20 protein-coding genes and 3 tRNA genes are annotated in these 24673 nt (G+C 54.2%); 13 read left to right on the top strand and 10 right to left on the bottom strand.

Translation table 11 applies throughout. The features are described 5' to 3' along the window. Positions 1 to 13 precede the first annotated feature (13 nt). Together HXY34_09685 and HXY34_09680 are read left to right on the top strand one after the other, a co-directional pair. Positions 14 to 1567, top strand: a complete 1554-nt coding sequence (locus tag HXY34_09685) for a DNA topoisomerase VI subunit B (protein NWF96396.1) — start codon at positions 14 to 16, stop codon at positions 1565 to 1567. Then, positions 1557 to 2609 (top strand): DNA topoisomerase IV subunit A, encoded by a 1053-nt coding sequence (locus tag HXY34_09680; protein ID NWF96395.1) that lies wholly within the window; start codon positions 1557 to 1559, stop codon positions 2607 to 2609. The genes HXY34_09685 and HXY34_09680 overlap by 11 nt, the downstream gene beginning before the upstream one ends. On the opposite strand, the gene HXY34_09675 is transcribed toward HXY34_09680, so the two are convergent. Next, positions 2606 to 3634: a hypothetical protein gene (locus HXY34_09675; protein ID NWF96394.1), complete on the bottom strand. Its 1029-nt coding sequence runs from the start codon at positions 3632 to 3634 to the stop codon at positions 2606 to 2608. The two genes, HXY34_09680 and HXY34_09675, sit on opposite strands and share 4 nt — an antisense overlap. Positions 3635 to 4109: 475 nt before the next feature. Between HXY34_09675 and HXY34_09670 the strand changes: the two genes are divergently transcribed. After that, positions 4110 to 6902, top strand: a complete 2793-nt coding sequence (locus tag HXY34_09670; GenBank protein NWF96393.1) for an FKBP-type peptidyl-prolyl cis-trans isomerase — start codon at positions 4110 to 4112, stop codon at positions 6900 to 6902. 275 nt (positions 6903 to 7177) lie between these two features. Continuing rightward, on the top strand, positions 7178 to 8038 hold the full coding sequence (locus HXY34_09665) for a phosphohydrolase (GenBank protein NWF96392.1): 861 nt from the start codon (positions 7178 to 7180) through the stop codon (positions 8036 to 8038). Between the two features lie 12 nt (positions 8039 to 8050). On the opposite strand, the gene HXY34_09660 is transcribed toward HXY34_09665, so the two are convergent. Continuing rightward, positions 8051 to 8126, bottom strand: a tRNA-Gln gene (locus HXY34_09660). 30 nt (positions 8127 to 8156) lie between these two features. Further along, positions 8157 to 8462, bottom strand: a complete 306-nt coding sequence (locus tag HXY34_09655; protein ID NWF96391.1) for a hypothetical protein — start codon at positions 8460 to 8462, stop codon at positions 8157 to 8159. 138 nt (positions 8463 to 8600) lie between these two features. Between HXY34_09655 and gcvPA the strand changes: the two genes are divergently transcribed. The 5 genes from gcvPA (at position 8601) to HXY34_09630 (ending at position 13625) form a co-directional block, all read left to right on the top strand. Continuing rightward, on the top strand, positions 8601 to 9995 hold the full coding sequence (gene gcvPA, locus HXY34_09650) for an aminomethyl-transferring glycine dehydrogenase subunit GcvPA (GenBank protein ID NWF96390.1): 1395 nt from the start codon (positions 8601 to 8603) through the stop codon (positions 9993 to 9995). Further along, positions 9992 to 11563 (top strand): aminomethyl-transferring glycine dehydrogenase subunit GcvPB, encoded by a 1572-nt coding sequence (gene gcvPB / locus HXY34_09645; GenBank protein ID NWF96389.1) that lies wholly within the window; start codon positions 9992 to 9994, stop codon positions 11561 to 11563. Before gcvPA ends, gcvPB begins: the two co-directional genes overlap by 4 nt. Positions 11564 to 11638: 75 nt before the next feature. Beyond that, complete coding sequence (locus HXY34_09640) at positions 11639 to 12028, top strand: hypothetical protein (GenBank protein NWF96388.1); 390 nt, start codon at positions 11639 to 11641, stop codon at positions 12026 to 12028. 10 nt (positions 12029 to 12038) lie between these two features. Further along, complete coding sequence (locus HXY34_09635; GenBank protein NWF96387.1) at positions 12039 to 12320, top strand: MoaD family protein; 282 nt, start codon at positions 12039 to 12041, stop codon at positions 12318 to 12320. Positions 12321 to 12329: 9 nt separating this feature from the next. After that, positions 12330 to 13625, top strand: coding sequence for a tRNA (N(6)-L-threonylcarbamoyladenosine(37)-C(2))-methylthiotransferase (locus HXY34_09630; protein ID NWF96386.1), 1296 nt, complete (start codon positions 12330 to 12332; stop codon positions 13623 to 13625). Here HXY34_09630 and HXY34_09625 read toward each other — a convergent pair. Together HXY34_09625 and HXY34_09620 are read right to left on the bottom strand one after the other, a co-directional pair. After that, positions 13610 to 14737 (bottom strand): Gfo/Idh/MocA family oxidoreductase, encoded by a 1128-nt coding sequence (locus HXY34_09625; protein ID NWF96385.1) that lies wholly within the window; start codon positions 14735 to 14737, stop codon positions 13610 to 13612. The genes HXY34_09630 and HXY34_09625 overlap by 16 nt on opposite strands. Positions 14738 to 15128: 391 nt before the next feature. Further along, positions 15129 to 15377 carry a hypothetical protein gene (locus HXY34_09620; GenBank protein NWF96384.1) on the bottom strand — a complete coding sequence of 83 codons (249 nt, stop codon included), beginning with the start codon at positions 15375 to 15377 and terminating at the stop codon, positions 15129 to 15131. A gap of 244 nt (positions 15378 to 15621) precedes the next feature. Between HXY34_09620 and HXY34_09615 the strand changes: the two genes are divergently transcribed. Next, a tRNA-OTHER gene (locus HXY34_09615) sits at positions 15622 to 15772 on the top strand. 42 nt (positions 15773 to 15814) lie between these two features. Here HXY34_09615 and HXY34_09610 read toward each other — a convergent pair. The 4 genes from HXY34_09610 to HXY34_09595 are packed head-to-tail and all read right to left on the bottom strand — an operon-like array spanning position 15815 to position 19611. Then, complete coding sequence (locus tag HXY34_09610) at positions 15815 to 16639, bottom strand: HNH endonuclease (GenBank protein ID NWF96383.1); 825 nt, start codon at positions 16637 to 16639, stop codon at positions 15815 to 15817. Positions 16640 to 16642: 3 nt separating this feature from the next. Continuing rightward, positions 16643 to 18340, bottom strand: a complete 1698-nt coding sequence (locus HXY34_09605; GenBank protein NWF96382.1) for a hypothetical protein — start codon at positions 18338 to 18340, stop codon at positions 16643 to 16645. Further along, positions 18337 to 19320, bottom strand: coding sequence for a hypothetical protein (locus HXY34_09600; GenBank protein NWF96381.1), 984 nt, complete (start codon positions 19318 to 19320; stop codon positions 18337 to 18339). The genes HXY34_09605 and HXY34_09600 overlap by 4 nt, the downstream gene beginning before the upstream one ends. Before the next feature lie 6 nt (positions 19321 to 19326). Further along, positions 19327 to 19611: a hypothetical protein gene (locus HXY34_09595; GenBank protein ID NWF96380.1), complete on the bottom strand. Its 285-nt coding sequence runs from the start codon at positions 19609 to 19611 to the stop codon at positions 19327 to 19329. A gap of 625 nt (positions 19612 to 20236) precedes the next feature. Here HXY34_09595 and HXY34_09590 point away from each other — a divergent pair. Further along, on the top strand, positions 20237 to 21616 hold the full coding sequence (locus tag HXY34_09590) for an MFS transporter (protein ID NWF96379.1): 1380 nt from the start codon (positions 20237 to 20239) through the stop codon (positions 21614 to 21616). A gap of 71 nt (positions 21617 to 21687) precedes the next feature. Here the strand turns inward: HXY34_09590 and HXY34_09585 are convergent. Beyond that, positions 21688 to 21823: transfer RNA gene (locus HXY34_09585), tRNA-Thr, on the bottom strand. Positions 21824 to 21901: 78 nt separating this feature from the next. Between HXY34_09585 and HXY34_09580 the strand changes: the two genes are divergently transcribed. Continuing rightward, on the top strand, positions 21902 to 22894 hold the full coding sequence (locus tag HXY34_09580; GenBank protein NWF96378.1) for a thiamine-monophosphate kinase: 993 nt from the start codon (positions 21902 to 21904) through the stop codon (positions 22892 to 22894). Between the two features lie 12 nt (positions 22895 to 22906). Beyond that, positions 22907 to 24613 carry a radical SAM protein gene (locus HXY34_09575; GenBank protein NWF96377.1) on the top strand — a complete coding sequence of 569 codons (1707 nt, stop codon included), beginning with the start codon at positions 22907 to 22909 and terminating at the stop codon, positions 24611 to 24613. Positions 24614 to 24673: the final 60 nt, after the last annotated feature.

The raw sequence follows: 24673 nt of genomic DNA, 5'->3' as shown, positions 1-24673 counted from the left end.
TACGTCGCCTAATATGAACGCTATGAGACCTATCATTGACCATGCGATGACGCCATCTGACACATCCGATTCTTTCGCAAGGATTTCGCCATCGGAGTTCTTCTACAGAAACCGTCAGATGGCTGGCTTTGGAAACCAAGTGCAAGCAGTATACTCAACGGTCCGGGAGCTAGTCGAGAACAGTCTTGACGCCTGCGAGGACATCGGAACCCTTCCGCGAATTCAAGTTGAACTGAACGAGGACGAGACCGGCACACTCACCATTGTGGTGTCTGATAACGGCTCTGGAGTTCCCGCTGACCAAGTGGCTGACGCCTTTGGTACAGTCTTCTATGGAAGTAAGTATAACCTGCGACAGCGAAGGGGAACCTTCGGTCTGGGTGTCACGATGGCGGTATTGTATGGGCAGGTGACGACGAACTCGCCTGTGGAGATTCACACTCGGACGAGCTGTGGCTCGGGTGAGAGATTCAGGATTCTCATTGACATTGAGAACAATCGACCGATAATTGAGGATAGGGCACCAGCAGTTCGGGACACTACGGGAACCACTGTCAACATAAGGCTCAAGGGGGACTTGAAGAGGGCACGAGACAGGGTACTAGAGTACTTGCGGCTCACTACTGTGGGCACTCCCCATGCGGAGATTCAAGCCAGCATAGCCGGTCAGACAATCGTATTCGGTCCGTGGTGTCGGACCGTTCCTCCCAAGACAGTACCTACCAAGCCCCATCCGCGCGCGGCTGACTTGGAGCTCCTTCGACGACTCATTTCCAAGTCCCGTTCTGAGACACGGCTTCGCGACTTCTTGGTGAGTTCGTTTCAGCAGTTGGGCAATCAGACCGCAAGTCGGCTTCTGGCCTTTCTGTCTCTTGATGGAAGCCGTCGTATAGAGACTCTGTCACGTGATGAGCTGATAGTGTTGAGCAAGGCACTGAAGACTTTTGATGGGGTACTACCTCCATCTTCCGATGGTCTCAGCCCGATTGGTGAAGAGAGCTTTCTCAATTCTGTTGCTGCTGTCCTCGACTGCAGACCCCTTGGCTACGCCTGTAGCAGTGTGAGGGATTGGGAAGGCTACCCGTTCATTGTGGAGGGCGTGTTGGCAATTGGTGCTGGTACTTCAGACCTGGACTTTCCGCTTCTCTACCGGTTTGCAAACAGAGTCCCACTATTGTACGATGCGGCTGAGTGTGTTCTCACGAGGGTCAACAGGGGTCTTGGCTGGTCTCGATACAGCACCGGATTGACGGGCAATCCGATTCTTGCAGTCCATGTCTGTTCCACCCGGATACCCTACAAGGAGGCCGGAAAGCAGTCCATTGCACCAGTTGCAGAGATAGAATCGGCACTGATTGCGCTGTACAGATCGCTTGGAAGAAGGCTCAAGACTACAGCTAGGGGGATGGTCCAATCCACTTGGGAGTCGAAGAGGATGAGAGAGTTGTCTCGTGAGATGCGTCTCATAGCTAGGTTTGCAATGGAACTCACAGATGGCACTGAGGATAGTTCCGACATCGACTCGCTTGTCAATGCACTCTTCGAGGTGAAGGAAGATGGGAGATAGTTCACAACCAATAGACATCCTGACCCGTCTCGGCAGCGCGGTCATTGAGAGTATCCGGCGAGGAGAGTTTCCGCGGCTGTCTATACCCGACCGGGAAACCTCAAACATTGTGTTCAGTGAGGCCGAACAGAGATTTGCGCTGGGACCTCAGACTGTGGTCCGTGACTCGGGCAACTCCAAGCACGCTCGTAGCTTCGCTCAGACACTCTGGGTTGCGTCTTTTGCCAAGAAACTACTGAGCTGCTCTCGCACCAGTTCACTCAGGGACCTGTACTACTCCAGTGAGGCCTTTGGGGTGAAATTCAAGGATCAGGCCGAGTCTGACAGGATTGTCACAGACTTGGAGTGCATCACCGGGCTGGCAAGAGAAGACTTCGGGGTCTTCTCGGAGGAGCGCTCTTCAGTCTATGGGCCGGTCCTGATGAGATACACTGTGCCCGGCTATGCGGGCAGGACCGTGGACCTCACAGTCAGTCCTGACGGGCTGCCCATTGGAGCTGCTCTCATGACTGCAGAGCCTGTGAGTTCAGATGCCGAGATTGTGCTTGCAGTCGAGTCAGGAGGTATGTTCTCGCGGCTCGTCGAGACCCGCGCCTGGGAGACCTTCAAAGCAGTCTTGGTCCATCTGGGCGGGCAGTCTCCGCGTGCCACACGACGTCTAATCCGTCGACTCAACAAGGAACTTGGTCTGCCGGTATACATCTTCACAGATGGCGACCCGTGGGGTATGCACATTGCGCGTGTGATCATTTCAGGTAGCGCGAATTCTGCACACATCAGGGACCTCACCGTACCGGATGCGAAGTGGATTGGTGTCAGTGCGGCTGACATCAAGAAATATGCTCTCCCTACCGAACCAATGACCAATGCTGACCTGAAGCGACTGGACGAGCTGCTGAACGACGTACGCTATGCTGACGCTGCATGGCAGGAGTACATTCGAGAGTTTCAAGAACTCCGCTTGAAGGCGGAGCAGCAGGCGTTCAGCCGGTATGGTGTGGACTTCGTCGTCGACACCTACCTGCCGGACAAGCTGAACTAGATCCAGCCAATTCCTAACGGGATGCCTAGTAGAAGAATTGCGACCGCACCATATGCTATCAGTGCCTGAAGTGCTATTAGGAGTTCAACGTTGCGCTTCTCTGTTGTTCTGACGAAGTGTGGAATGATCCAGTACATGGCATAAGGTCCCACAACGCTGAGTGTACCGTCTTCCCTCGGACTGGCAAACTTCGCATAGGGCATTCCTTTCCGTTTCACTTGTGTCTTGTATACTATGTACAGCAGGAAGTTGATTCCATACGTTGTGTACATGAGTATCGCAAGTCTGTCCATGTTGCCCAGAATCAGTGACGCTGCCATGGCTGCCCCTAATGGAAGAAGTCCCACATCGCCTGAGAGAATCTTTGCTGGGTATCTGTTGTAGACAAGAAATGCAGCCGACGCCCCAAGAACTGCTGCAGCTATGAATCCCGCCTCATTCTGTGCAGTACTAAGTGGTGTGCCCCTAATGAGAGGCATGAGTGTTAGGTAGGTCACTATCGCCGATGCGTTCACGAATGTCAGGCCTGCCTCAAGCCCATTCATTCCTGCGTACATGTTGGTGGAGTCAATGATGAATGTGACCATCAAAGGTACAACAACAAGTGGGTACAAGACACCAAGATCGATAACCCCAACAAACGGTATTGCGAGGGTAGTTGTGCCGACCTGCAGGGCAGCAAGTGGGATTGATGCGAGCAAGGGGAGTATCACTTTGGTCCTGTTCCTAAAGTCCAGAATGTCATCCATTATGCCAATCATCCCGGCCATGAGGATTGCAACCAGCGCTCCCAGTATGCCCGCGCTCACCTGTCCGTTGCAGAATGTCGTCAGGCCGACCACTAGCAATAGTGCCGTCACAATGCCAAACAGGAGCAGCACCCCGCCTCCCTTTGCTATCTCCGGACGACTGACCTTGTGAACGTCTGTGCCAGTCATGCCTTTACTGAGAAGCGCTCGGATGGTGATTGGCGTTGCAAGAAGGACCACGAGAAATGCTACCAGTCCGGCAGCTACCGTATTCATTGGGTCTAGTCAGCTCCTTGTATAGGTTCTGCAGAAACCCGGGTCCTCGTTTTACACTTTTCGGGTCCAAATCTGCCATGCCAATTGGCCATCAATGAGCCAAGCCAATTGCTGGGCGCTTCGAAGAGGTACAGTCGCAGTTCAGTGGTCAATCCCACATCCCTCGACAATTCGCAAGGAGCTGGCTAGGAAGACACGATACATGTGTTCAACGTCCGAAACCTATTTAATCGGACCAGAAGCTGGGCGCGGTGTCCGCGGTCCAGTGATATCTGAGCTGACCCTGTGGACACATCAAGACGCACGGTGATACAACGTGAGCCATCTGCATCGACAAGCCGCAACTTTCTCCTTATTGCTACTGTTCCTGTTTAGCAATGTGATGGCATCCGGCTCTCTCATGGGATTGACTACGTATGGGACCGACACGGATTTGCCTGAAGGTGGCAAAGTCTCTGCCGAAGGTCTGCTGAACATGTCCATACCCTATGTGGACGCTCACATCGGACACGCAGACGGCATAATCGACCCTAAGGAGTATGCCTACAGCTATACCGATTCAGCAACAGGTGTCACCGTCTATCTTGAACACAACTCCACTGTCCTTTATGTGGGTCTATCATGCAGAACACAGGGTTGGATTGCACTCGGGTGGAAAAACCCGAGCGACTCATTCATCTTGGATGGTCTCAACCGCAGCGACCTCATCTATGGCTACGCCCCTGGCACACCACACCATTCCTTCACGAGAGTCACGGGTGCTGAAGCAGTCTCTGTGGAGTACAAGTTATACCTGCGCAATGGCACTCTGTTCCAGACCGGGACGGTCCCCGACGACACATCCACTACCCCACTGAACCAAGAACGGCTCCTCAAAGGATACATAGACGGTATCATCGGAATGCGGATTGGTGAGGAGCGGCGCTTCATAATCCCTGCAGAAGAAGCATATACCAACCCCACTGACACACTCTACGGAGAAGATCTCGAATACGTCGTCAAGCTCACTAGGATTGGCAGTTCGTTCCTCAATCCAGCCAGCTACAGCAAGGTGATCTTCAGAGATGATTATGGCACCGGGACCTTCAGCCACCTCCCTGACACCAATCAGAGTCGGGTTCTCGCGTCCAATGCCAGCGACGATGGCGTGACCACTCAGATAGAGTACTTTCTTAGAATGAACTCTACTGATTCTCGAGACATCCCGTTCCTCAACGAAACCGCACTTCAGTATCCAATGATTGTCATGTTCAGCGGTTCGGAGAACATTGATGGTCTGCCCACAGCGCACACGGACTGGTCCGCTCCACTGCTGGGCACTGCCGTACCGAACGAGCCGCCTGAAGTTGTAGTGGTCAAACCTGTCCAGAACAGCACCGTGAACGAGATTGCTGTGTTTGAACTCAATGCGACTGACGAATACCTTGTCCGGCGCGCAGCCTATAAGATAGGTGCCGGGAGCTGGACTGCTCTGGACTACGATTTCGCGACCCATCTGTGGACCGCCAGAAAGGACCTCTCCTCCTACGGGTCCGGGACCTATATGATCTGGTTCAATGCCACAGACTCATCGAACAAGACCAGTGTTACACATGTGAATGTCACAATAGACATACCGATAACACCACTGCGGGGCATGAAACTCAGTGTGGGAAGGACAGTCTCCACATTGTACTATCATGAACTCAAGATTGCCGACGAGTTCACCGTAGAGAACAATGGCTCCGCTCCAATTAGCGCCATAGAGTTCTATATTCACCAGAACTACACAGCGAAGTATCTCTCGGCATCCGCGACGGACCAAGAGTCTGTGACCCTGTCGATAGTTCGCCTAGACGACCGAGATGGCATGATGCATTTCAGAGTACTGCTGGCAAGTCCTGTGGGGTTACTCTCCTCCTACAAATTCACCGTTACGGTCCACTATCACTCCACACAGGTGATTACCGATGCTGGTAACAACCTCTACCAGCTTGACTGCCTGCGATTCCCTCTCGTGCCGTATCCTCTGGCACGAGCAACTCTGACCTTCGCGTTTCGTAGTGGTGACACACTTCAGGGGACCTCTCCTGAGGGCGTGCGAATCAATGTAGCTGCAATGTCCGTCGATCCGATTCGAATAGTCATGAAGTCCTATACACCACTAGTGGTGGCTGACCGAATCACACAAGTGCGAATAGACTCGTGGGGTTGGCTCTACTACACAGAAACAATCACGCTACAGAACACTGGTCCTGCTAAGGAGAGCAGGGTGCCCATTGTCTTTCCGGCGTACGCCAGTTCCATCAGCATATACGATGAAGTTGGTCTGCTTGCTGCATCACTGCCCAAATCATATGATTGGAACGCGAGTTTCACCCACAGTATAAACCTGAAGGCGGACCGGTTTGGTGACAAGGAGTTCTGGCCGGGTTACAAGTATACCTTCAAGGTTGACTACGTCCTTCATCTTCAAAGCTATCAGGAAACTGTTGCTGCAGGAAACAAGGTAGAGCTTCCGATGGTAACACTCGGGGAGATACTTGTGACGACGCATGTTGTTGATGTCCTGATGCCCGCAGGAGTGACTATCATCGACGCATCGCCGGGATACCGGCTCCTCTACGGTGCTTTTGATGCAACCCTGCGATACGTGAGCTATAACACATCTCATCTCAATCCACCTGAACTGTATGTCATCTACCAAGTTTCACTTGCCACCGCTGCTCGTCCCCTTCTCTTCTCCCTCTTGATTGGGTTGGTCGGTCTGGTCTTTGTCGTCTACAGGAAGACAGTCACCACACACGCAGTTGAAGAAACGGACCTGTCCGTGTCCAAGAGGGAAACAGGAGCATCAGTGGCTCCGCCAGCGCTTCTCTCTGAGTTCGCCAGCAAGTACTCAAACAAGACCGCTCTTGCTCTGGACTTGGAGAAGCTGGAAGCCGAGCGGAAGCGAGGGAAGGTGTCGAAGAAGGAGTTCATGATGCGAGAACAAGACCTCAAGGCCCAGATGGATACAGTCGAGTCGAGGGTTGCAGAGCTCAGAGAGCAGTTGATTGCCTGCGGTCCGAAGTACAGGGACCTTCTCGCTCAGCTCGAACTTCAAGAGGAGCGTATTGCTGGGGCGAAGGCAGGCCTGAGACAGCTCCTTGCACGGAAGAAGACACAGAAGATAAGTCGTGCAGCCTTTGAGAAGTCACACCAAGACTACCTCAAGACCATCCGGCAGGCTGTTTCAGCGAGTGATCGCATCTTGATGACCTTGCGCGAAGAGGCTGGAGAGATCTGAGGCATTCCCATTTGGGAAGCCTTATCTCTCCAGACAGGGTGGAGTCGTGTCCCGCTGCGCAGACTTCAGACACTGTGCAACACAGGTCCCGGACTCGCGCTGGCTTCTCGCCTCGTCTGATATGTCATCGTAGTCTGATGATTGTTCAGAAGTTGCTGCGAGTCTGAGCCTTCTTGGACTGTATGGGAACCAAACGCGTTGATAGAAACGGTCCAACGTGAGTTGCGAGAATGTCCTACGTCTGGAGATCTGCTTACTCCCTCGGGGAATTCACCATGAGCAAAAGTCAAGAACCATTCAATCGGGAGAGAGTTGACGTAAAGGAATTCCTACCTCCCGACAGCAAGTCGCTTGAGATGTACCAATACCTCAGCAAGTCCCCTCGTGTCCAAGCTTTCCTGCGTACTGCGAATCGGATGGCAGTATCACGACTTGGATACACTGACCACGGCCCGACGCATGCAGAGGTTGCATCTTGGAATGCCATACGCGCATTCGACATACTCACAGCCTCGTTCCTGCCCAACGTCGTAGCTGAAGGAATCGGAGACATGGATGATGCACGTCTCGTGGTGCTGGCATCCACATATCTTCACGATATCGGCATGGTAATACACCGAACAGAACACTCTCAAGCTGCTGTACAACTTGCGGGACCCATTCTTGAGGAGAAGTTGCTTGACCTGTATGATGACCCTGCCAAGGCAACTGACATACTCTCCTTCGCCCTGCACGGCATCTACGCTCACGATGACGACACGCAGTGTCTCACCCTTGAGGCCGGAATGACAAAGCTGGGTGATGGCTGTGACATGACCAAGGGACGAACCATAATACCCTATCAGAAGGGTAAGGTCGACATTCACTCTGTAAGCGCGCTCGCTATAGAAGACGTCATTCTCCAGCCAGGCAAGGGCAAGCCACTGCAGATTACAGTTGTGATGGACAACCCTGCGGGCGTGTTCCAGGTTCAGGCTGTGCTTGAGAAGAAGATATCAACCTCCGGTCTCTCTGGACACATCATGATTGACATTCTGCTCAATGGGGACCACCTAGTCCTCTCACAGGTCAAACGCCTCTTCAATGTGCAGGTTTCTCCTTCCATGGAGGACCTGAGTGTAAAAGAGCGCACCTAGCTTCGGACTATATGGTAGCCCCGCCAGGATTCGAACCTGGGTCGGCGAGGCCAAAACCCGCCATGATTGACCACTACACCACGGGGCTATTGGGGTTTCTGGAAAACGGTAAGACATTTCAGCTTTGGGGTTGGAGGCCGAAGGGTCTTCCGTCCTCCAGTATGTGAGTGGGTATCCGATCTCTCCATCGCTCCAAGAACGCTGTTTCCTCTATTCTCTGCTTTCCACTCAACCGGAGGTCGTCGGGAAGCATGCATGCTATGCCCTCGATGACAGGGTACCAGCGATGGCACTTTGGACATGTTATGAGTCCCTCCTCAATCTCCTCGACTGTGCCATCCTTGGAAGAGGTTTCGCGAGATGAGAAGACGTCCAAATCGAGCTGACTCCTGCAATCCTTCACAGGACATGCCAGTATTTCCATTAGCCATCGTTTCAGTTGAATCAGCCCGGGGTGCGCTAGTCTCAACAGCCTTTAAAACGGTTTCCGCAGTGCCAGAGTCAGAAGACCTATTTGGCTCTCGGGGCGCCGAGACATCAGCAAAGAGCGAGGGTCGCTGCAATGGAGTTCCAACATCCATACATCCCGATGTCAAGAGAAACTGAGGCTGAGATGCTTAAGTCCATGGGACGAAAGTCCATTGACGAGCTATTCGGTGATATCCCTGAGAAGTTCAGACTACGAAGGGATCTTGACATACCATCGTCGCATACTGAGTTAGAAGTGATTCGACGGGTGGAAGAACTAGCATCGAAGAACAGGCCCGGTGACGACGGTAGCGTGTTCTTGGGTTCCGGTGTTGGCTTTCATCACATTCCTTCTGCAGTGACCGCGGTGGCTGGCCGCTCCGAGTTCGTCACTGCATATACAAGCTATCAGCCTGAGATAAGCCAAGGGATGCTCCAGACACTCTACGAGTACCAGAGTCTTCTTGCAGAGCTACTCGAAATTGACGTTGTGAACAGCAGTATGTATGACATGGGGACTGCGCTTGGTGAGGCAGCACGCATGGCGTCACGCGTGAACAAGAAGAAGCCCAAGTTCTTGGTTCCTGGCACGATCAACACTGCACACTACAGGGCCATGTTGACTCTTGCTGAGCCTGCAGGTATACAGGTCGAACGCGTAGCATTTGACTCGAAGACTGGCCTCATGTCACTGGCAGATCTCTCCTCAAAGATAGATGACCAGATCGCAGGAGTCTACGTTGAGAACCCCAGTTACTTGGGATTCCTTGAGACTCAGGTCGACGAGATAAGCCGCATTGTTCATGAGAATGATGCTCTCCTTGTGGCTGGCGTCGATGTCCTCTCTCTGGGAATCCTACGGCCGCCAGGCCAATATGGAGCTGACATCGTGATTGGGGAAGGTCAGATGCTCGGGAACCCCGTTTCCTACGGTGGCCCGCTTCTTGGCGTATTCGGCTGCAGAAACGACCGCAAGCTCATCTATCAGCTCCCCGGTCGATTGGTCGGCATGACCTACACGACCGGAGAACCACGAGACCAGGGATTCGTACTCACGCTCAGTCCTCGTGAACAGCACATACGTCGTGAGAAGGCCACGAGCAACATCTGTTCCAACCAAGCACTGATGGCAGTGACGGCTGCAATCTACCTGTCGACTCTCGGTTCGCAGGGACTCTGTCAGCTCGGTGAGATAATCGCTCACAAGTCTAACTACGCAGCGAGTCAGTTGAACAAGATCAGAGGTGTGACTGCTCCCGCGATCGGAAAGCACATCTGGAAAGGGTTCGTCGTGCGCTTCACCGACGGGCTGAAATCCAATGACGTGCATGAGGGCCTACTCAAGCGTGGTATCCATGGTGGCTGGATTCTGAACACTGAGTTTCCAAGCTTGGGAGAGTCCATGTTGTTCTCAGTGACAGAGCTGCAGTCGAAGAAGGTCATTGACGACATGGTGCAGGCAGTCCGTGACATTGCGGGAGGTGAATGATAGTGCCCTATACAGGTCCGAATGATAGGCGTTTCCAGCAGGCCCGATGGCCCGAACCCCTCATCTTTGAGAAGGCGGTGACCGGCGCGACAGGCCACATCTTTCCGCCTCTGGAGCCTGAAGTATTGCGGGAGACCGGCCCACTAGACAGAGTTGTGCCTGCGGAGTTGAGACGTAGTGCTCCTCCACTGATACCAAATACCACAGAGCTTCAGGTCATACGTCACTACACCCGTCTCTCTCAGATGAACTTCGCAGTGACTCTCGGGACTTATCCTCTGGGCAGCTGCACGATGAAGTATAACCCTGTCGTCAACGAACGCAACGCAGCTCTTCGCGGTTTCTCATGGCTTCATCCTCTTCAGGACGTGCGTACCACTCAAGGCGCGCTGGAGCTAATGTGGGAACTGGAGCGGTGGCTTGCAGAGATCACAGGCATGGATGCTGTCACACTTCAGCCTGCTGCTGGAGCACACGGGGAGTTTACCGGTGTGATGCTGATGCGTGAATATCACAAGTGCGTGACAAAGGAGTGTGCACAGAGGACTGAGATGCTCATTCCCGACGCTGCGCACGGAACAAACCCCGCCTCAGCAGCGATGGCTGGCTACGAGGTTGTAGTGATTCCCTCGAACGCTGATGGTCTCGTTGATCTCGATGCTCTCAAGAGCGCAGCTGGTCCAAAGACTGCAGGTCTCATGCTGACCAATCCCAACACGATTGGCGTGTTCGAGAAGAACATTGAGGAGATTGCTGGTATAGTTCATGATGTTGGCGGTCTACTCTACTATGACGGTGCCAACTTCAATGCGATAATGGGAATCACACGACCGGGTGACATGGGCTTCGACGTCGTTCATCTCAACCTGCATAAGACATTCTCGACTCCTCACGGAGGTGGAGGACCGGGCGCGGGTGCGGTCGCGGTCAAGGAGCGACTTGCGGAGTTCCTGCCGGTCCCACGGATTGTGAGGCTCTCGGACGGACGCTTCGACCTGAACTACGACCTGCCACGATCAATTGGAAAGGTACACAGCTTCTACGGGAACTTTGGGGTCCTAGTACGCGCATACTCCTACATATACGCTCTGGGTAGACAGGGTCTCAGGAGAGCCTCTGAAGTCGCGGTCCTTAACGCGAACTATGTTGCTCACCATGTGCGCCAGATACCCGGTTACACACTTCCCTTCTCGGCGGGAGCACCGCGGATGCACGAGTGTGTACTGTCTGCAGAGCAGCTGAAGACTTCAACGGGAGTAAGTGCAATGAATGTTGCAAAGCGGCTCCTCGACTTTGGCATTCACGCTCCAACTGTGTACTTTCCACTTATCGTCCCAGAGGGTCTCATGATTGAGCCCACTGAGAGCGAGTCGCGTGAGGAGCTGGACTATCTCATAGCCTCTCTCAAGCAGGTCTCCGATGAGGCTCACACCAACCCAGATGCTGTGACTGGCGCTCCGCACTCCACGGCGATTGGTCATCTGGACGAATACCGAGCTGCTCATCCCAAGACAATGACTCTCTCGTGGCGGATGCAACGCCAGTCGAGAGAGGCAGACTCGCAGTGAGTTGTTCCATGTTTCCGCATGGCACCAGACCGAAAGCATTACAGCCAGAGCGTGTTGTCTTTCAGAGTGAATACTATGCAGTTCGACTCTCATGTAGGCAAGCACAGGCTAGTGATGAGTGCACAGGTACTGGGTCAGGACCTGTTAGTGGCCGTCTATGGCGGCGACGAGCATCACATCGGTGGAGTGGCAGTTGCGTACCCTGCTAGGAGTCACTACCGAGATGCTATGACAATCAGTGTCAGCACTCTGACTCTCCCCGGTCACAAGGACTATCTCCTTGCCAGTTCACTTGCAGAACGAATATGCAAGTCCATCAAGCGGATAACTGCGGTGACTGTGGGAATACACATAGACAACGCGAGTCAGTCGGAGATTGAAGAAGTCATTGAGGCAAGTAACAGGATGGCTGATGAGTTAGTCGACCGTCTTCGTGCAGGTGTCGCTGACCACAGGCAGGGTTGAGATAATCGTGATGCGAGTCACAATCAAGTCCTTTGGACCAGTCCGACGCGCTCTTGGGAGTAACGTTGTCGATGTTGAGGTGTCTTTAGGTGCGACCGTTGCTGATGTCATAAGGCGAGCTGTTTCGGACAGGGGTGCATCTGCCGCAAGCATCATACTGAATGGAAACGATATCAGCGGCAATCTAATCATACTCTTGAACCGACGTGACACGGACCATCTTCAAGGGCTACTGACGCCTGTGCACGATGGAGATGAGATTACTATCCTGCCGCATGTACAAGGAGGATAGGGCGGGGGATTGGACGAAAGGTTCTACATTGAGACCTATGGCTGTTCACTCAATGCCTCTGATACTGACCTGATTACCTCTCTTCTTCGCGATTTGGGCGCAGAGAGAGTGAATCACGTTGAGGACGCCGACGTGGTCTTCATTAACACATGTGGAGTGAAAACGCCCACGGAAGACAAGATCATCCACAGACTCGAGGAGCTATCCGGTTGTGTGAAGCCCGTTGTGGTCGTGGGTTGCCTACCTAGAATACACCTGACAAGAGTCACAGCTGCAATACCCTCCTATGCGGCCATTCTGGGACCCCAGTCGTTGGATGTTCTCGAGGATGTGTTCCAGCGAGTAGTGAATGGTGAGAGAGGAATTGTCAGTCTGACCTCCGGCCCGGCTTCGAAACTCGAGTTCTTACGGACAACTGCCCCAGGGGTGATATACACTATCCCCATCTGTGAGGGATGCCTGGGTGCCTGTACATATTGTGCGGTGCGTTTCGCTCGCGGACCTGTAAGAAGCTACTCCATAGACCGTCTCAGACAGGTCGCGGAGCGCAGTGTCCACCTCGGCTACAAGGAGATTCGGCTCACCGCCCAAGACACGGGTGCCTTTGGTAGCGACACAGGAGAGGACTTGGTTGGTCTTCTGCGCACTCTGGATGGCATCCCGGGTGTGCACAGGTTCAGGCTGGGAATGTTCAATGTAAACCTGGTTGAGAGGCTCCTTCCCGATATGCTAGACGTAATGCGGTCGTCACACTTTTTCAGGTTCTTCCACATTCCAGTGCAGTCCGGTAGCGATGCGATACTCAGAGCCATGAACCGCAGGTACACTTCTCTTGAGTGGGAGCGGGTAGTCCACGCTATCCGTGCAGCTCTGCCTGATGCGACGATTGCGACTGATGTGATTGTGGGCTTCCCCGGTGAGACCGATTCCGACTTTGAGCTGACTCTATCCATCTTGAAACGAGCAACTCCAGATGTGGTGAACATCTCGAAGTATGGCGACCGGCCAGGAACCGAGGCCTCTAAGTCGGACAGAAAGGTGAAGACCGCGACAAAGAAGGAACGGGGCAGGGTGGTTTCCGACTTGGTGAGTCATATGAGCATAGAGGCTGCCAAGAGGTGGATTGGGTGGACTGGCCCTGTGCTCATCACCAGCGCAACTGCAGATGGTGTCAGCTTCGGCCGCACTCCATCTTACCGACCCATCACACTGGACGAGAGTCTTGAACCGGGAAAGACAGTGAACGCGCAGATTGTAGATGCGAGGAGAACCCATCTCATTGGGACGGTTCAGGACCGTGCCTGAACGTCAATCCTCACTACCTTGCCCAAACGGACTGACTCACGTGCTGCTTCTACCACCCTGATCGCGGCCACTCCGTCGTCTAGGCCGACACGTGGACTTGAGCCCATTTCAATGCATCTTATGAAGTCATTGAGTACTTCCTGTACTGGCTCTCCGTAGACCTTGACAGTGGCACCTCTCTCGGGAAGACTGATGGCCCTGCCGTCCGCAGAAGGCTCTTGGTCAAGGTCCTGAATCTTGATTATCTGTCCAAAGAGATCAAGCACTAGCACCCCTTTGGTTCCCGACACGTCCATAGACCTAGTCCTGCCTGCGTACTGCCTTGACAGATGGAACACATGCTCTGTGCCACTATCGAACTTGACTAGCACGGTCGCAGAGTTGCACACACGGTCTGATTCACTGCCAATAGCATATAGTCCCGCTGGTCCACTGCTGATTCTGGACATTATGTCAAAGTCGTGAACACCGATGTCCTCGAACACGTCTCCCAGCGACGGTATTCGTGAGGCCTGAACGAACCCCCTCCGGTCATGAATCACTGCTCTGGGCTTTCCGATAGCACTGCTGCGTATGAGTGAAAGCGCTCTCTCCACGACCGGGTTGTAGATCTCGGAATGTGACACAATGGCGATGATTCCCCTCTTCTTCAGAACCCTTGCAACGCTCTCTGCATCGGCCAGTGTACTGGCCAAGGGCTTTTCAATCAGTATACCTCTTATGCCCTCATAGTCTGACGCAATGCTCTTTGCGATTGAGGCATGTGTAGGCGTGGGAGTGGCGACTATCACTCCGTCCAGCCTTGTCTCCTGCAACATGGACTCAAAACCATCAAATGCGCGGACTCCATACGTCTCGGCGACTTGCCTCGCTCTATCAATCGAAGTGTCTGCCACGGCTTCGAGTGCACGTATGTTGCTGAGTACTCTGGCATGTATCCTTCCCATTGCACCAGTGCCCACTATTCCGATCTTGGGAATCGTCATGCATCCTTTCGCCTCAACTGACGGTGCCAACCTGCATGGATTCTCCTTTATACATATCCTTCGCAGCTTGACCATGCTGATGAACTGACCTAACATGCTGATGTGCGGTCCTCCGCCGCCCTCCATGCGGAATGAATCTCCCGTGGCCTTCCAGACTGAATCCTATCCTCTGGTTGTTCTTAAATTGCACAATCAGTACTCACTCCCGAATCCATGATCGGCAGATGCCGATAAGTCATCGACAATCTGCTGTTTCCCCGGAACTACCTCTACCCAAACCCAGGGACTCGCCCTAACGCCACACCCCCTCACTCATTGTTCCCGGGCGGGTCCCTTTCTAAGACGTTCATGTTGCCTCTGTCCGTAACTGTCAGTGAGGCCGATGCCTTTGGACTGGATGTGGCTCACTTGTACAATGACTGGTCAGGTCCACATCATCGAACCACTCTTGTGATCACTTCTAGAGCTTCTATTATGCTCTGCGTCCAAGCCCGTGCGCATCGCTGACTGAATGACATTACTGGATGTACGATGTCAGTTCGGGTGGAAGGCGCACAGTGCACTCGTCCGCTCTGGGAATGAAGTCGTCGAATGGTACTCTCCTCGTGTAGTAGGCAGAACCGACACCTCTGCACTGTCTCGATGTGGCATCGTAGAACCTGCAATGGGCGCATGGCATAGAGAAGTCGGGATTCCTATCGGCGAACACATCGACAAACCGCAGTCTGACTCTATCCCATGCCCTCGTCCTGCGTGTCGCTTTCACATCGGTCTGTCATGTCGGTCCAATATAAGCTGCACTCGAATCGCATGGATCGCCTCTCGTTCTCCCCATCTCGAGTACGATTCATTCCAAGACGTAACGCCGCAGGGACTCGCTCATCGACTCTTCTATATGCTACAAGAACGTCAGAGTCCTGTCGTGACTCGGTACAGAGAAACCACTCCGCCCGAAAAGGTAAAAAGAGATTCACTGCCGACTACAGGTGCTCCTGCTACTACCATGCCATGCGGAGGTTGCCAAGCCAGGTCAAAGGCGTAAGCTGACCAGCTTCGGTTGGTAAGACCGCTACGGGTTGAGGTCCCTAGGCCGCTCCAAGTCACTTGCGCGGCGGGAAGTTCCGTAGGGATTCGCGAGTTCAAATCTCGCCCTCCGCACCATCACAAATCCCTGACCGCTTACACGTCAGTTTCACGGCGCATTCACTTCAGTGGCGGTCTGACATACTTCATCCTGCCTCTTCCCGCATCTGCTATGGAGTGGCACTTCTTGCACACCGTGACAAGAAGGTCATCAGGATACTCACTCGGGTCACGTCCTTCGTAGATCCATTGAGCAAGAGGTACTATGTGGTGCACAGCAAGCCTAACACCGTTCACCTTGTCAGGGCTGCGTCCACATCCTTGACACGTATGGTTGTCACGTTCATGAATCTCTTTCCTCTTGCGTCTCCATTCCCTGCCCTTCTCGTATTCTATGGCTCGATTGGATGCCTCTCGCATCTTCCAGTCCTTGTTTCGGGCGGACACCAACCCCATCTTGTTGAGCAACTGCCAGACAGCTGCAGGAGAGACCCCCAGTATCTCAGCCATCTCCTTCTGGGTGTAGCCTTGTCTGTACAACTCAAGAGTTCTGTCAATCGGGGTCTTTAGCAGAGGTCTGGCCTTCCACCCGTTTCTCTTGAATATCTCAATGACCGACTGGAATGAAATCTTGAAGTGGTCGGCCACCTGCTGTTGTGTCAGTCCTTTGTCATAGAGGTCCTTGACATCTTGGTCGGTGTACTGCCTCCTGCGTGCCTGCAGACCGTGTTCCTTGAAGACCTCCACGACAGAGTATCGTGAGACGTCTAGCGCTTCTGCTACCGCAGGTATCGACAAACCCTCGTCGAAGTAGAGTCTCTTCACCTCCTCGAAGTTCGGTTTCCTGCCCCGCTTCTTCGCCCCTTTCTCGGAAGCACTTGGCGCGGCGCTCTTTTTTGGTGGGTTTCTCTGATAGTACGGATCCGCACGGGACCCACCAGACAACTCTCAGTCCCCCAGTCGCGGGAAGTCGGACTGCCATTCGTGTCCTCCTCTCCAACCAGTCCAACGGATTTGCTCTGGCAGAGCTGTCCAGCCATCTGGGTACACCACATCCATTCTCGTTTCGGCGACCCTGATAGTGTCGAAGTATTCATCGCGGCACACATGGCGTGACTCTGAGGGGTAGGTCAGACAACGCCTGAAGACTGTGTATGAAGGTCCCTGATACCAGAGGCGGGTTTCCTCAGCCGATTCGGAAACTGCCTCCTCCCTTGCGGACTTGGAGCGTTTCTGCCATCTCAGTCCGGCCTGCAGAAGGTGACCCCATCGCCAGATGCTGACTGGACTCCCCTCTCGAGTCATTGCCGCCTTGCATGCGGGACATGAACAGAACTCCAAGTCATCACGATGAGCTATCTCCCTGAGCGGTGTGGTCCTGTAGTTGGGAATCTGTTGCCATCTCTCCCCCTCCTTCTGCGTTTCAGTTTGCTTTCTCCAGAACCTTGCAGGCGCATCGGTCATGTCCATATGGTGGGCAGACGGAATATAGGTGACGTTCCGAAGAGGGACGAAGCTGGACGGAGGATGGAGAGGCCAAGGACCATAGACTATGACATGTTGTGCCCCGGCACGTCTCAGGCACTGCACGGCCTCAGGCAGTCCCGCGAAGTTCTCGTGGGCGATTGTATTCAGTGCGTCCAGTGCTAGAGTGACATAGCCGAAGTCTACTAGTTGCGTGGCAAACCAAGACAGTTGGGCGGTGTCTGCACCGGGGACGAACGGTATGATGCCCGGGAAACTGCTCCAGTGCATCTCTGCGTACTCTGAGAACACCAGCCTAGAGTCGTCACCTGCGAAGACGTAGGGTGCAGGAATTGGGCCGTCAGTCTTGCCACTCCTGTCTGGATACCATACGCCTTCCGGCGAGAGAAGCATGTCTGAAACCGCCGGTCCAACATAGGAGATGAGACTGGCAAGCATCCGAATGCCGAGGTTCCAGTGCCATGCTGGTGGCCAGTCAACATAGCTCGGATGACCGTGAGTCAGCAGCCACAGTCTGGGCTTCTTGTCGGCGAAGAGGCTCCATTGGCAGCTGAAGAGCCGGTTCAGATACTCCGCGATAGCTCCCGAGGGCGGGGTCTGCATCGCCAGCTGGTCCGGCAACCTGTCAACGAAGATGAGGTCATCAATCCGTCCCGCATGTCGTTTCGTAAGATAGTACCAGTTGTTCTCTTCGGGTGAAGACTTCCTGACCCATGGTGCCCCGTGTACTCTGTCGAACAAGTACCCCGTCATGTCCCAAGCTATCGCTCTCCATGTGCCAAGACTCCATCGTCCCTCGTCCAGATTCACACCAAGGCGCGACGTCGTTTCGGTCACATCTGACACTTCGGGGACCAATAGCGGCCAGTCCGGTTGTTCTGGCTGGTCTGAGTAGTCCACACGAAGCCTGCTCCACTCGTCAACGTTGTTCTCAAGCACCTGTGGACTGACAAGCTCAAACTCCTTGGGTGGCACAAGTGGACCGTGCGAGCATGGCCCCTCCAGCCTCTTCTTCGAGCAGAACAGACACTTGGTGCGATGCAATACCGACTCGTGTCGCTCTGCCCTCACATGGATGCAGCCCTCTTCAAGACATCCTCCACAGAGGTGTCCGTAGACGCAGCTGCCGCATGAACGCCCGCACGGGCACACGGATGTCATCCTGATGACCTCCCTGCAGACATATCGTGCTCATGACGCGCCTCCGCAGATGCATGGAACAACACCTGCCAGCCTCTCTCGAACCAAGTCGATGTCCTTCGCGGACCTGCCTCCCGAGGTCTCGCTAGGTCCTGCCAGATCAGGTGCAGTGCCACGGCAATGGGCAGTCTGGTCGTCCATCCCTTTCCGTAGGGGCCGTAGGTCTCACCGTCCACAAAGACGAATGGCGGGATGTGTCGTTTAGTCCTCACGTGGATTGATGAGGTGAAGCTGAAGGGGCTCGCCTCTCGCAGTTGCCTCGTGACGCTTGAAGGAGTGGACCGGGGTTTCAGAGGTATTGCCCGCAGAGCTGAGCTGCCGTGTATGCTCCAGGGCACTCTGGCCACACGCCATATGTCAGCACTGACCTTCCAGTCCCACTCCCTGCACCAACACCCTACTGAGCGAGCCATATGCTTCCTTGACCTCACGAAATTTCTCAGGTCTCTCGGTCTGCTGTCCTGTCCTTCCAAGGTAATGAAGCTCTTGGGAGTTGTAGATTGGGAGAACATCACATGCACGCCGCGGAAACCGCTGTAGGTGATACAGTCTGGCCGGTAGTCACCTCGGTCCCTCATGAGGTCGACCAGTCCATCTATGATGTGGATTGAGTCAACAACCTTCCAGACGGAGAGAGGCTCGCTCTTGTCAAAGAGGTCGGTTTCGAACAGGACTGGGCCGCCAAGGAGGTATCCGGTGCTCCTCCAACCGCGCGGTGGCCCGTCAGTCTTGAACCTGAGAACTGTCTGGTACACGTGCACTGGAGGTTTCTTGAGCAGTCTGCGTCTTACACCACTGTCCGAACGGATCCATCGCCAGAAGCCGTCTTCGGTCACTACCTTGGCCCAGTGAAGCGACCTTGGGTGGAACCAGCCGAGCTGTGCCGCTCCATAGTACTGCCTGAGTAGCGCTGAGCGGGAACGCACGACCGTTTCGTTCATCCTCTGTCATTCCTGTTCGCACTTCAGAAGTCGTTCGAGGAGTCCAGCGGCCTTCCGAATCATCTCTTGGATAAATGCCTTCTCACCGTCCTTGCTCGCGAGTTCCTTCCTCACATCGGACTGCTCGTGGAGCATCTCAAGGCTGCTGACGAGTCCTTCCGCGAAGAAGCGGACAGCGTATGGCATGGGCAGAGTGATGGTGTATGTTGAGAAGCCCTCATGGAAGGTCAGGAGCAAGGACCTGCCCTTCTTGGACTGGGTCAGTCTTGTCTTCAGGTGAAGCACCTCCAAGGGAGCGGGATAGTGAGTTCCCGCTCGATTATGAGACGCAGATCATCGAGGCAGGTCTTCTCTGTGAGGGAACGAAGACTTTCTTCAAGTCCCTCTTGGTACTGCCTCTCACACATTCCGATACAATCCGTCTCCTTTTGTTCTCCTATACAGCGAAGAAGGAATGCCACCGGCACATACGAGATGGTGATGACTCGTGTGAGTTCATTCCGCCCAGCACCGGGTTGTGATGTGACTGGCAGAGTGCTCTCGCCAAGCTGTCATCCAGCATCGCCAGTGTCTTGGAATGCCTTCCTCTCAGTATTCACACTTCCTCCGCAAGTGTGTATCTGCTCACGAAGAATGGTTGTAGGGATTCGCGAGTTCAAATCTAGCCTTCCGCACCATCACAAATCCCTGACTGCTTACACGTCAGTCTCACGGCGCATTCACTTCAGTGGCGGTCTGACATACTTCATCCTGCCTCTTCCCGCATCTGCTATGGAGTGGCACTTCTTGCACACCATGACGAGAAGGTCGCCAAAACAGTCCTGTGATGTTCTTGCACACACACAGGTGGTGCCAGTGTCGCTTTCTGTCAGTCCCAGTTAATATTCTCGATGTTACACTCTCTTGCGATAGGACAATGACCGCAACCAGTTCAATTGAAGTGAAAGACTCGCCTCAGACAGAGGGAGTTGAACAGAAGCCGAGGCCTGTGGCCGCCACCCAGTCGTCCCGTTGGAGTTCCTTCAAGGAGGTCTTATCTTGGAGGAACTATCCAGTATTCCTCATCACGTCGTGGGTGTCGAGTGGCTTCATCGTGCTGAACTCATACATGCCTCTCTATCTGTACACAATCGGCTGGGACCTTCTCTTCATTGGTACCGCCACCGGAATCGTGAGCCTTGTGGGTGCGGTCTGCAGAGCCCTTGGAGGATACATCGGTGACACCATTGACCGAAAGATCTCTGCAGTTGTCGTCATGGCTCCCGTAGCACTCTACTTCCTCATAATCGGACTGAGCCGTGAGACCTTTCTCATCATGACGGCGATGCTGCTTTACGCAGGTGCTGACATAGCGCGAAGCGGTTCGACGGCATACATACTTGATACGGTCAAGACTGAGAGGAGTGGCTTTGCCCTTGCTCTCTTCACTGCAGGCAGTATACTAGGAGTGCCTGTGCTGCTCCTGCTCGGGGTCTTCACTCTTACAGTAGGGTTCACCACTGCAATCCAGCAGATGCATCTCATGGGGGGCTTCCTCCTTCTTCTATGTGCAGTGGCCCGGATGCGGCTTGACCCCTCTCCCAGAAGGCGTTCTCAACGCGTCGGGTCTCTTCTAAGGACGTTCCTCTCCGAAAACGCCAGGGCCGCCAGACTCCTCATGGTTTCAGTCCCCTGTCTGGTGGGGGTCGTGGTCTGTGATGCGATAAGTGATGGCCTCTTCAGGCTTGGCGCGCTAATCTACGCCAGTGAGGTGCTCGGAGTCGGAATCATGGGCATCAACCTGACAATGTTGTTCTATCTGGTCATCTCGTTTCCGCTTCTGCTCAAGATTGGACATGTGTCTGACACATCTGGGATTCGACGTGCCGGACTGATTGTCTACGCAATGATGCCAGTAAGCGCGCTCCTACTGCTCGTGGCGCCGGTCTTCCCACTCTGGGGTCCCCCGCAGCTGGGGGTCCTGCTCGAGTCTGTCTATCCTGGTCTGGGCGTATTGATGACAACTGCCTTTGTAGCAATAGTACTGAAGTACACAAATGACTTACTGTGGTGGAACGTGATAATCTCCTTTGTGCAGAAGAACCTGCCATCCAGCGACTCCGCAAAGGGTCTGACCGTCTTCTGGGTGATTGTGGTATTCCTCGCTTCGGTAGCGCCTGTGGCCGGAGGTTACATCTACACTTTCCTCGGTCCCTACTGGCTCTTCCTCGTCATACTAGTCCTCAACTTGGGCATAATCACATCCATCTCCCGCTCAGGATGGGGTCGGGCTGTAGTCAAGTCCGTGACCGATTGACATGCGCGCAGAAATGACTGTGGTTGAGCCAGAATACGAACTGCTGGTTGCAGTATGGCGAGATGATGGAGTGGAGCCCCGGGCGGGACATTCCGACCACATGCGAGTCATGCAGTCTTTTGAACCCGCGATTCGACCGAGGGCTGGGAATCAGCCAACGTTCTTCTGTTTACGAGACAGACGCCGTAACCACTTGGCCACCGAGGCTAATCCGGAGGCGATTGCCTGTATCTCCGTTAATAAAGGTTTATCATCGAGCTGGCGACTCGACGCTTGAGATTGGTCATGAAGATAGGTGAGGTCGGCGAGAGACGACTACTGTCAGAGATACGGTCTCTGGTTGGAATGGCTCATGGAGCCAGACTGGGATTCGATGAGGACGCCTCGGACTTGGCTGCCGTTCCTGAATTGAATGCGGTTCTGAACGTCGACACCTTTGTCTCGTCCACAGACCGGCTGCCAGGAATGACTAGCGCCCAAGTGGGGCGAAAGACAGCAGTCATGGTTCTGAGTGATTTGGTTGCCAAAGGAGTACGTCCTGCTGCCAGCATGCTATCTCTATGTGTTCCCCCAGACCTCGACCTTTCTGAGGCCTTGGAGTTTGTCAGGGGGTACTCCCAATACGGGCTCAAGAATGGTGTGACGTTCATTGGAGGTGACACTGGTTCCGCTCCGGACACTGTCCTCACAGGGGTGGCCATCGGGTTTTGTCCTCCCGATAGAATCGTGCTGCGTGGTGGAGCACGACCTGGTGACCTCATTGTCGTGACTGATAGCTTCGGTCTGACCTCTGTGGCCTACAGGATTCTTCTGAAGGGACTGGACGCGTCACCGACTCTGAGAGACCGCGCTCTAAATGCAGCATACAAGCCCGAGCTTCACTTTGGTCTTGTGGAATCTCTTTCCAGAAGAGAATTGGTGACTGCGGCAATGGATAGCAGTGACGGACTGGGGGTAACGCTGAACATGATGGCAGATCAGGCGGGTCTATCATTCTCTGTCAATCGCCTGCCCATCTCATCAGGGGTGCAGGAGTTTGCAGCACAACACGGTCTAGACCTGCTGGAACTCATCATGAATGGCGGCGAGGAATTCTCGGTTGTCATGACCATTCCATCGGACAAGATCGAATCTGCAGTGAGCGTCGGGCGGCTCAACAAAGCGTCACTGATGGTGATTGGGCAGGTATCAGAGGGCTCAGGGGTGAGGTATGTTGCAGATGGGGTCGAAACCGTCATACCCGCAAGGGGATATGACAATTTCAGGGAGTGGAGCTAGCTGGAGCGAGCTGTGATTGTCGATGGGTATGTGGATGAGCCCACCTGCCTCGGCGTGCCTCCATACATGAGCACGTACCCGCGCTACATAGCTGGGGCAATATGGACTTGTAGTCCTCACACAGAGGTGGTCTATCAGACAATCGACCAAGTGCGTATCAGCTTCGACTCGGCACGCCGGCTATGGAGCTCGGCTGACATGGTCATTCTAATCGCAGGAATGATCGTCCCCGGCAAGTATCTCGGAGGCACACCTATCTCTGTCAATGAGGCTCGTACGCTCTTCTCAGACCCCCGGCTTGAGTCCGTGCCGAAGTTGCTTGTGGGACCATGGGCCCGCTTCGGGTGTGGTGTTGAAGGTGGCAGAGTGGCCCTAAGCGCAGACACTCTGTCCCCACCTTTCGACTACATAGTAAAGGGTGATGCGGAGATAGTCCTATCCGAGTCGCTCCGGAGCGGTAGTGCCCTCGACTCGCTAGACTTGAGCGTGACGAGAAGCTCCCCCTCGGAGGTGGAGACCTTCGCCGTCAAGGGTTCTGCCATTGTCAAGCAGGCGCCCGGCTTCCACAGAGGCCATGTGATCTGCGAGATTGAGACCTACAGGGGGTGTCCCCGGTTCCTCACGGGGGGCTGTTCTTTTTGTACCGAGCCTCTCTATGGGTCGCCGCAACAGCGTCAGATCAACTGCATCGTTGAGGAGATAGAGGCCCTCTACGCATCTGGAATACGCGCCTTCAGGATTGGTCGCCAGGCTGATCTCTTCACCTATGGGTCCAAGCAGATGGGTGATGAGGAGTATCCCCGGCCAGAGCCTGCTGTCATTGAGGAGCTGTTCTCCAAGACTCGACGGGTCGCCCCCGATTTGAGCGTACTGCACATAGACAATGTGAACCCGGGAACGATTGCGCGACACCCGGAAGAGAGTCGGGAGGTCGCGAAGGCAATCATGAGGTACCATACACCTGGCGACGTTGCCGCCCTCGGTGTAGAGTCTGCAGACCCTGAGGTCGTCCGAAGGAACAATCTGAAGGCGACCCCGGAAGAGGCCCTAGAGGCAATCGCCCTTCTAAACGAGGTTGGATCCACACGACCCGGTCGCGGACTTCCGCATCTTCTCCCTGGAGTGAACTTTGTCTATGGACTGCCGGGCGAGAGCAGAGCGACTGCAGACCACAACATGGTCTTTCTCACGGAGGTGCTGCGGCGGGGCCTGCTCCTCAGACGAATCAACATCCGCCAGGTGATAGGCTTCCCACAGACAAGAGTCGCTTCTGAGAAGGTGCGTGGTCTGAAACACAACGAGTTCTTCCGACACAAGGAGGAAGTCCGGAGAATGATTGACATTCCGATGCTCAGAAGGGTGGCACCTCTAGGGACAGTCATTCGTTCGGTCTTCGCGGAGCAGCAAGAGGGGAACAACTACCTGCTGAGACCGCTTGCATCCTATCCGCTCCTCTGTCATATGCCGATGGGCTCTGGAACCATCGATACGATGGATGTGTTTGTAGTGGACCATGGCCCACGATCTGTCACGGTGCTCCCATACCCGTTTGACATCAAGACCGCTACAATGTCACAGCTGGAGATGATACCTGGTATAGGTGCGAAGAGAGCCGCACGGATAAAGAGTCATTCACCCGCCACCATTACTGAGCTAGAGCGTCTCATTGAATGCAAGGTTCCCGATTGGCTGTCCGAATCTCTCGTATTTGGCAGTTGAGCGAACAGTAGAAGACAGCACGAACGCCTTACATTACCGTCTGTGAATACTGGTCCGATG

Source organism: Candidatus Thorarchaeota archaeon, from assembly GCA_013388835.1.
Classification (GTDB): Archaea; Asgardarchaeota; Thorarchaeia; order Thorarchaeales; family Thorarchaeaceae; genus JACAEL01.
The sequence above is the reverse complement of the archived record's forward strand: the minus strand, read 5'-3'. Positions and strand labels throughout refer to the sequence as shown.

Coding starts and splice junctions, on each gene's coding strand:
- HXY34_09655 (NWF96391.1), bottom strand. CDS start 8,462: ATGGAAATACTGGCATGTCCTGTGAAGGATTGCAGGAGTCAGCTCGAT.
- HXY34_09670 (NWF96393.1), top strand. CDS start 4,110: ATGTCCATACCCTATGTGGACGCTCACATCGGACACGCAGACGGCATA.
- HXY34_09605 (NWF96382.1), bottom strand. CDS start 18,340: ATGACATCCGTGTGCCCGTGCGGGCGTTCATGCGGCAGCTGCGTCTAC.
- HXY34_09580 (NWF96378.1), top strand. CDS start 21,902: ATGAAGATAGGTGAGGTCGGCGAGAGACGACTACTGTCAGAGATACGG.
- gcvPB (NWF96389.1), top strand. CDS start 9,992: ATGATAGTGCCCTATACAGGTCCGAATGATAGGCGTTTCCAGCAGGCC.
- HXY34_09625 (NWF96385.1), bottom strand. CDS start 14,737: ATGGAGGGCGGCGGAGGACCGCACATCAGCATGTTAGGTCAGTTCATC.
- HXY34_09675 (NWF96394.1), bottom strand. CDS start 3,634: ATGAATACGGTAGCTGCCGGACTGGTAGCATTTCTCGTGGTCCTTCTT.
- HXY34_09600 (NWF96381.1), bottom strand. CDS start 19,320: ATGAACGAAACGGTCGTGCGTTCCCGCTCAGCGCTACTCAGGCAGTAC.
- HXY34_09590 (NWF96379.1), top strand. CDS start 20,237: ATGACCGCAACCAGTTCAATTGAAGTGAAAGACTCGCCTCAGACAGAG.
- gcvPA (NWF96390.1), top strand. CDS start 8,601: ATGGAGTTCCAACATCCATACATCCCGATGTCAAGAGAAACTGAGGCT.
- HXY34_09685 (NWF96396.1), top strand. CDS start 14: ATGAACGCTATGAGACCTATCATTGACCATGCGATGACGCCATCTGAC.
- HXY34_09635 (NWF96387.1), top strand. CDS start 12,039: ATGCGAGTCACAATCAAGTCCTTTGGACCAGTCCGACGCGCTCTTGGG.
- HXY34_09665 (NWF96392.1), top strand. CDS start 7,178: ATGAGCAAAAGTCAAGAACCATTCAATCGGGAGAGAGTTGACGTAAAG.
- HXY34_09640 (NWF96388.1), top strand. CDS start 11,639: ATGCAGTTCGACTCTCATGTAGGCAAGCACAGGCTAGTGATGAGTGCA.
- HXY34_09680 (NWF96395.1), top strand. CDS start 1,557: ATGGGAGATAGTTCACAACCAATAGACATCCTGACCCGTCTCGGCAGC.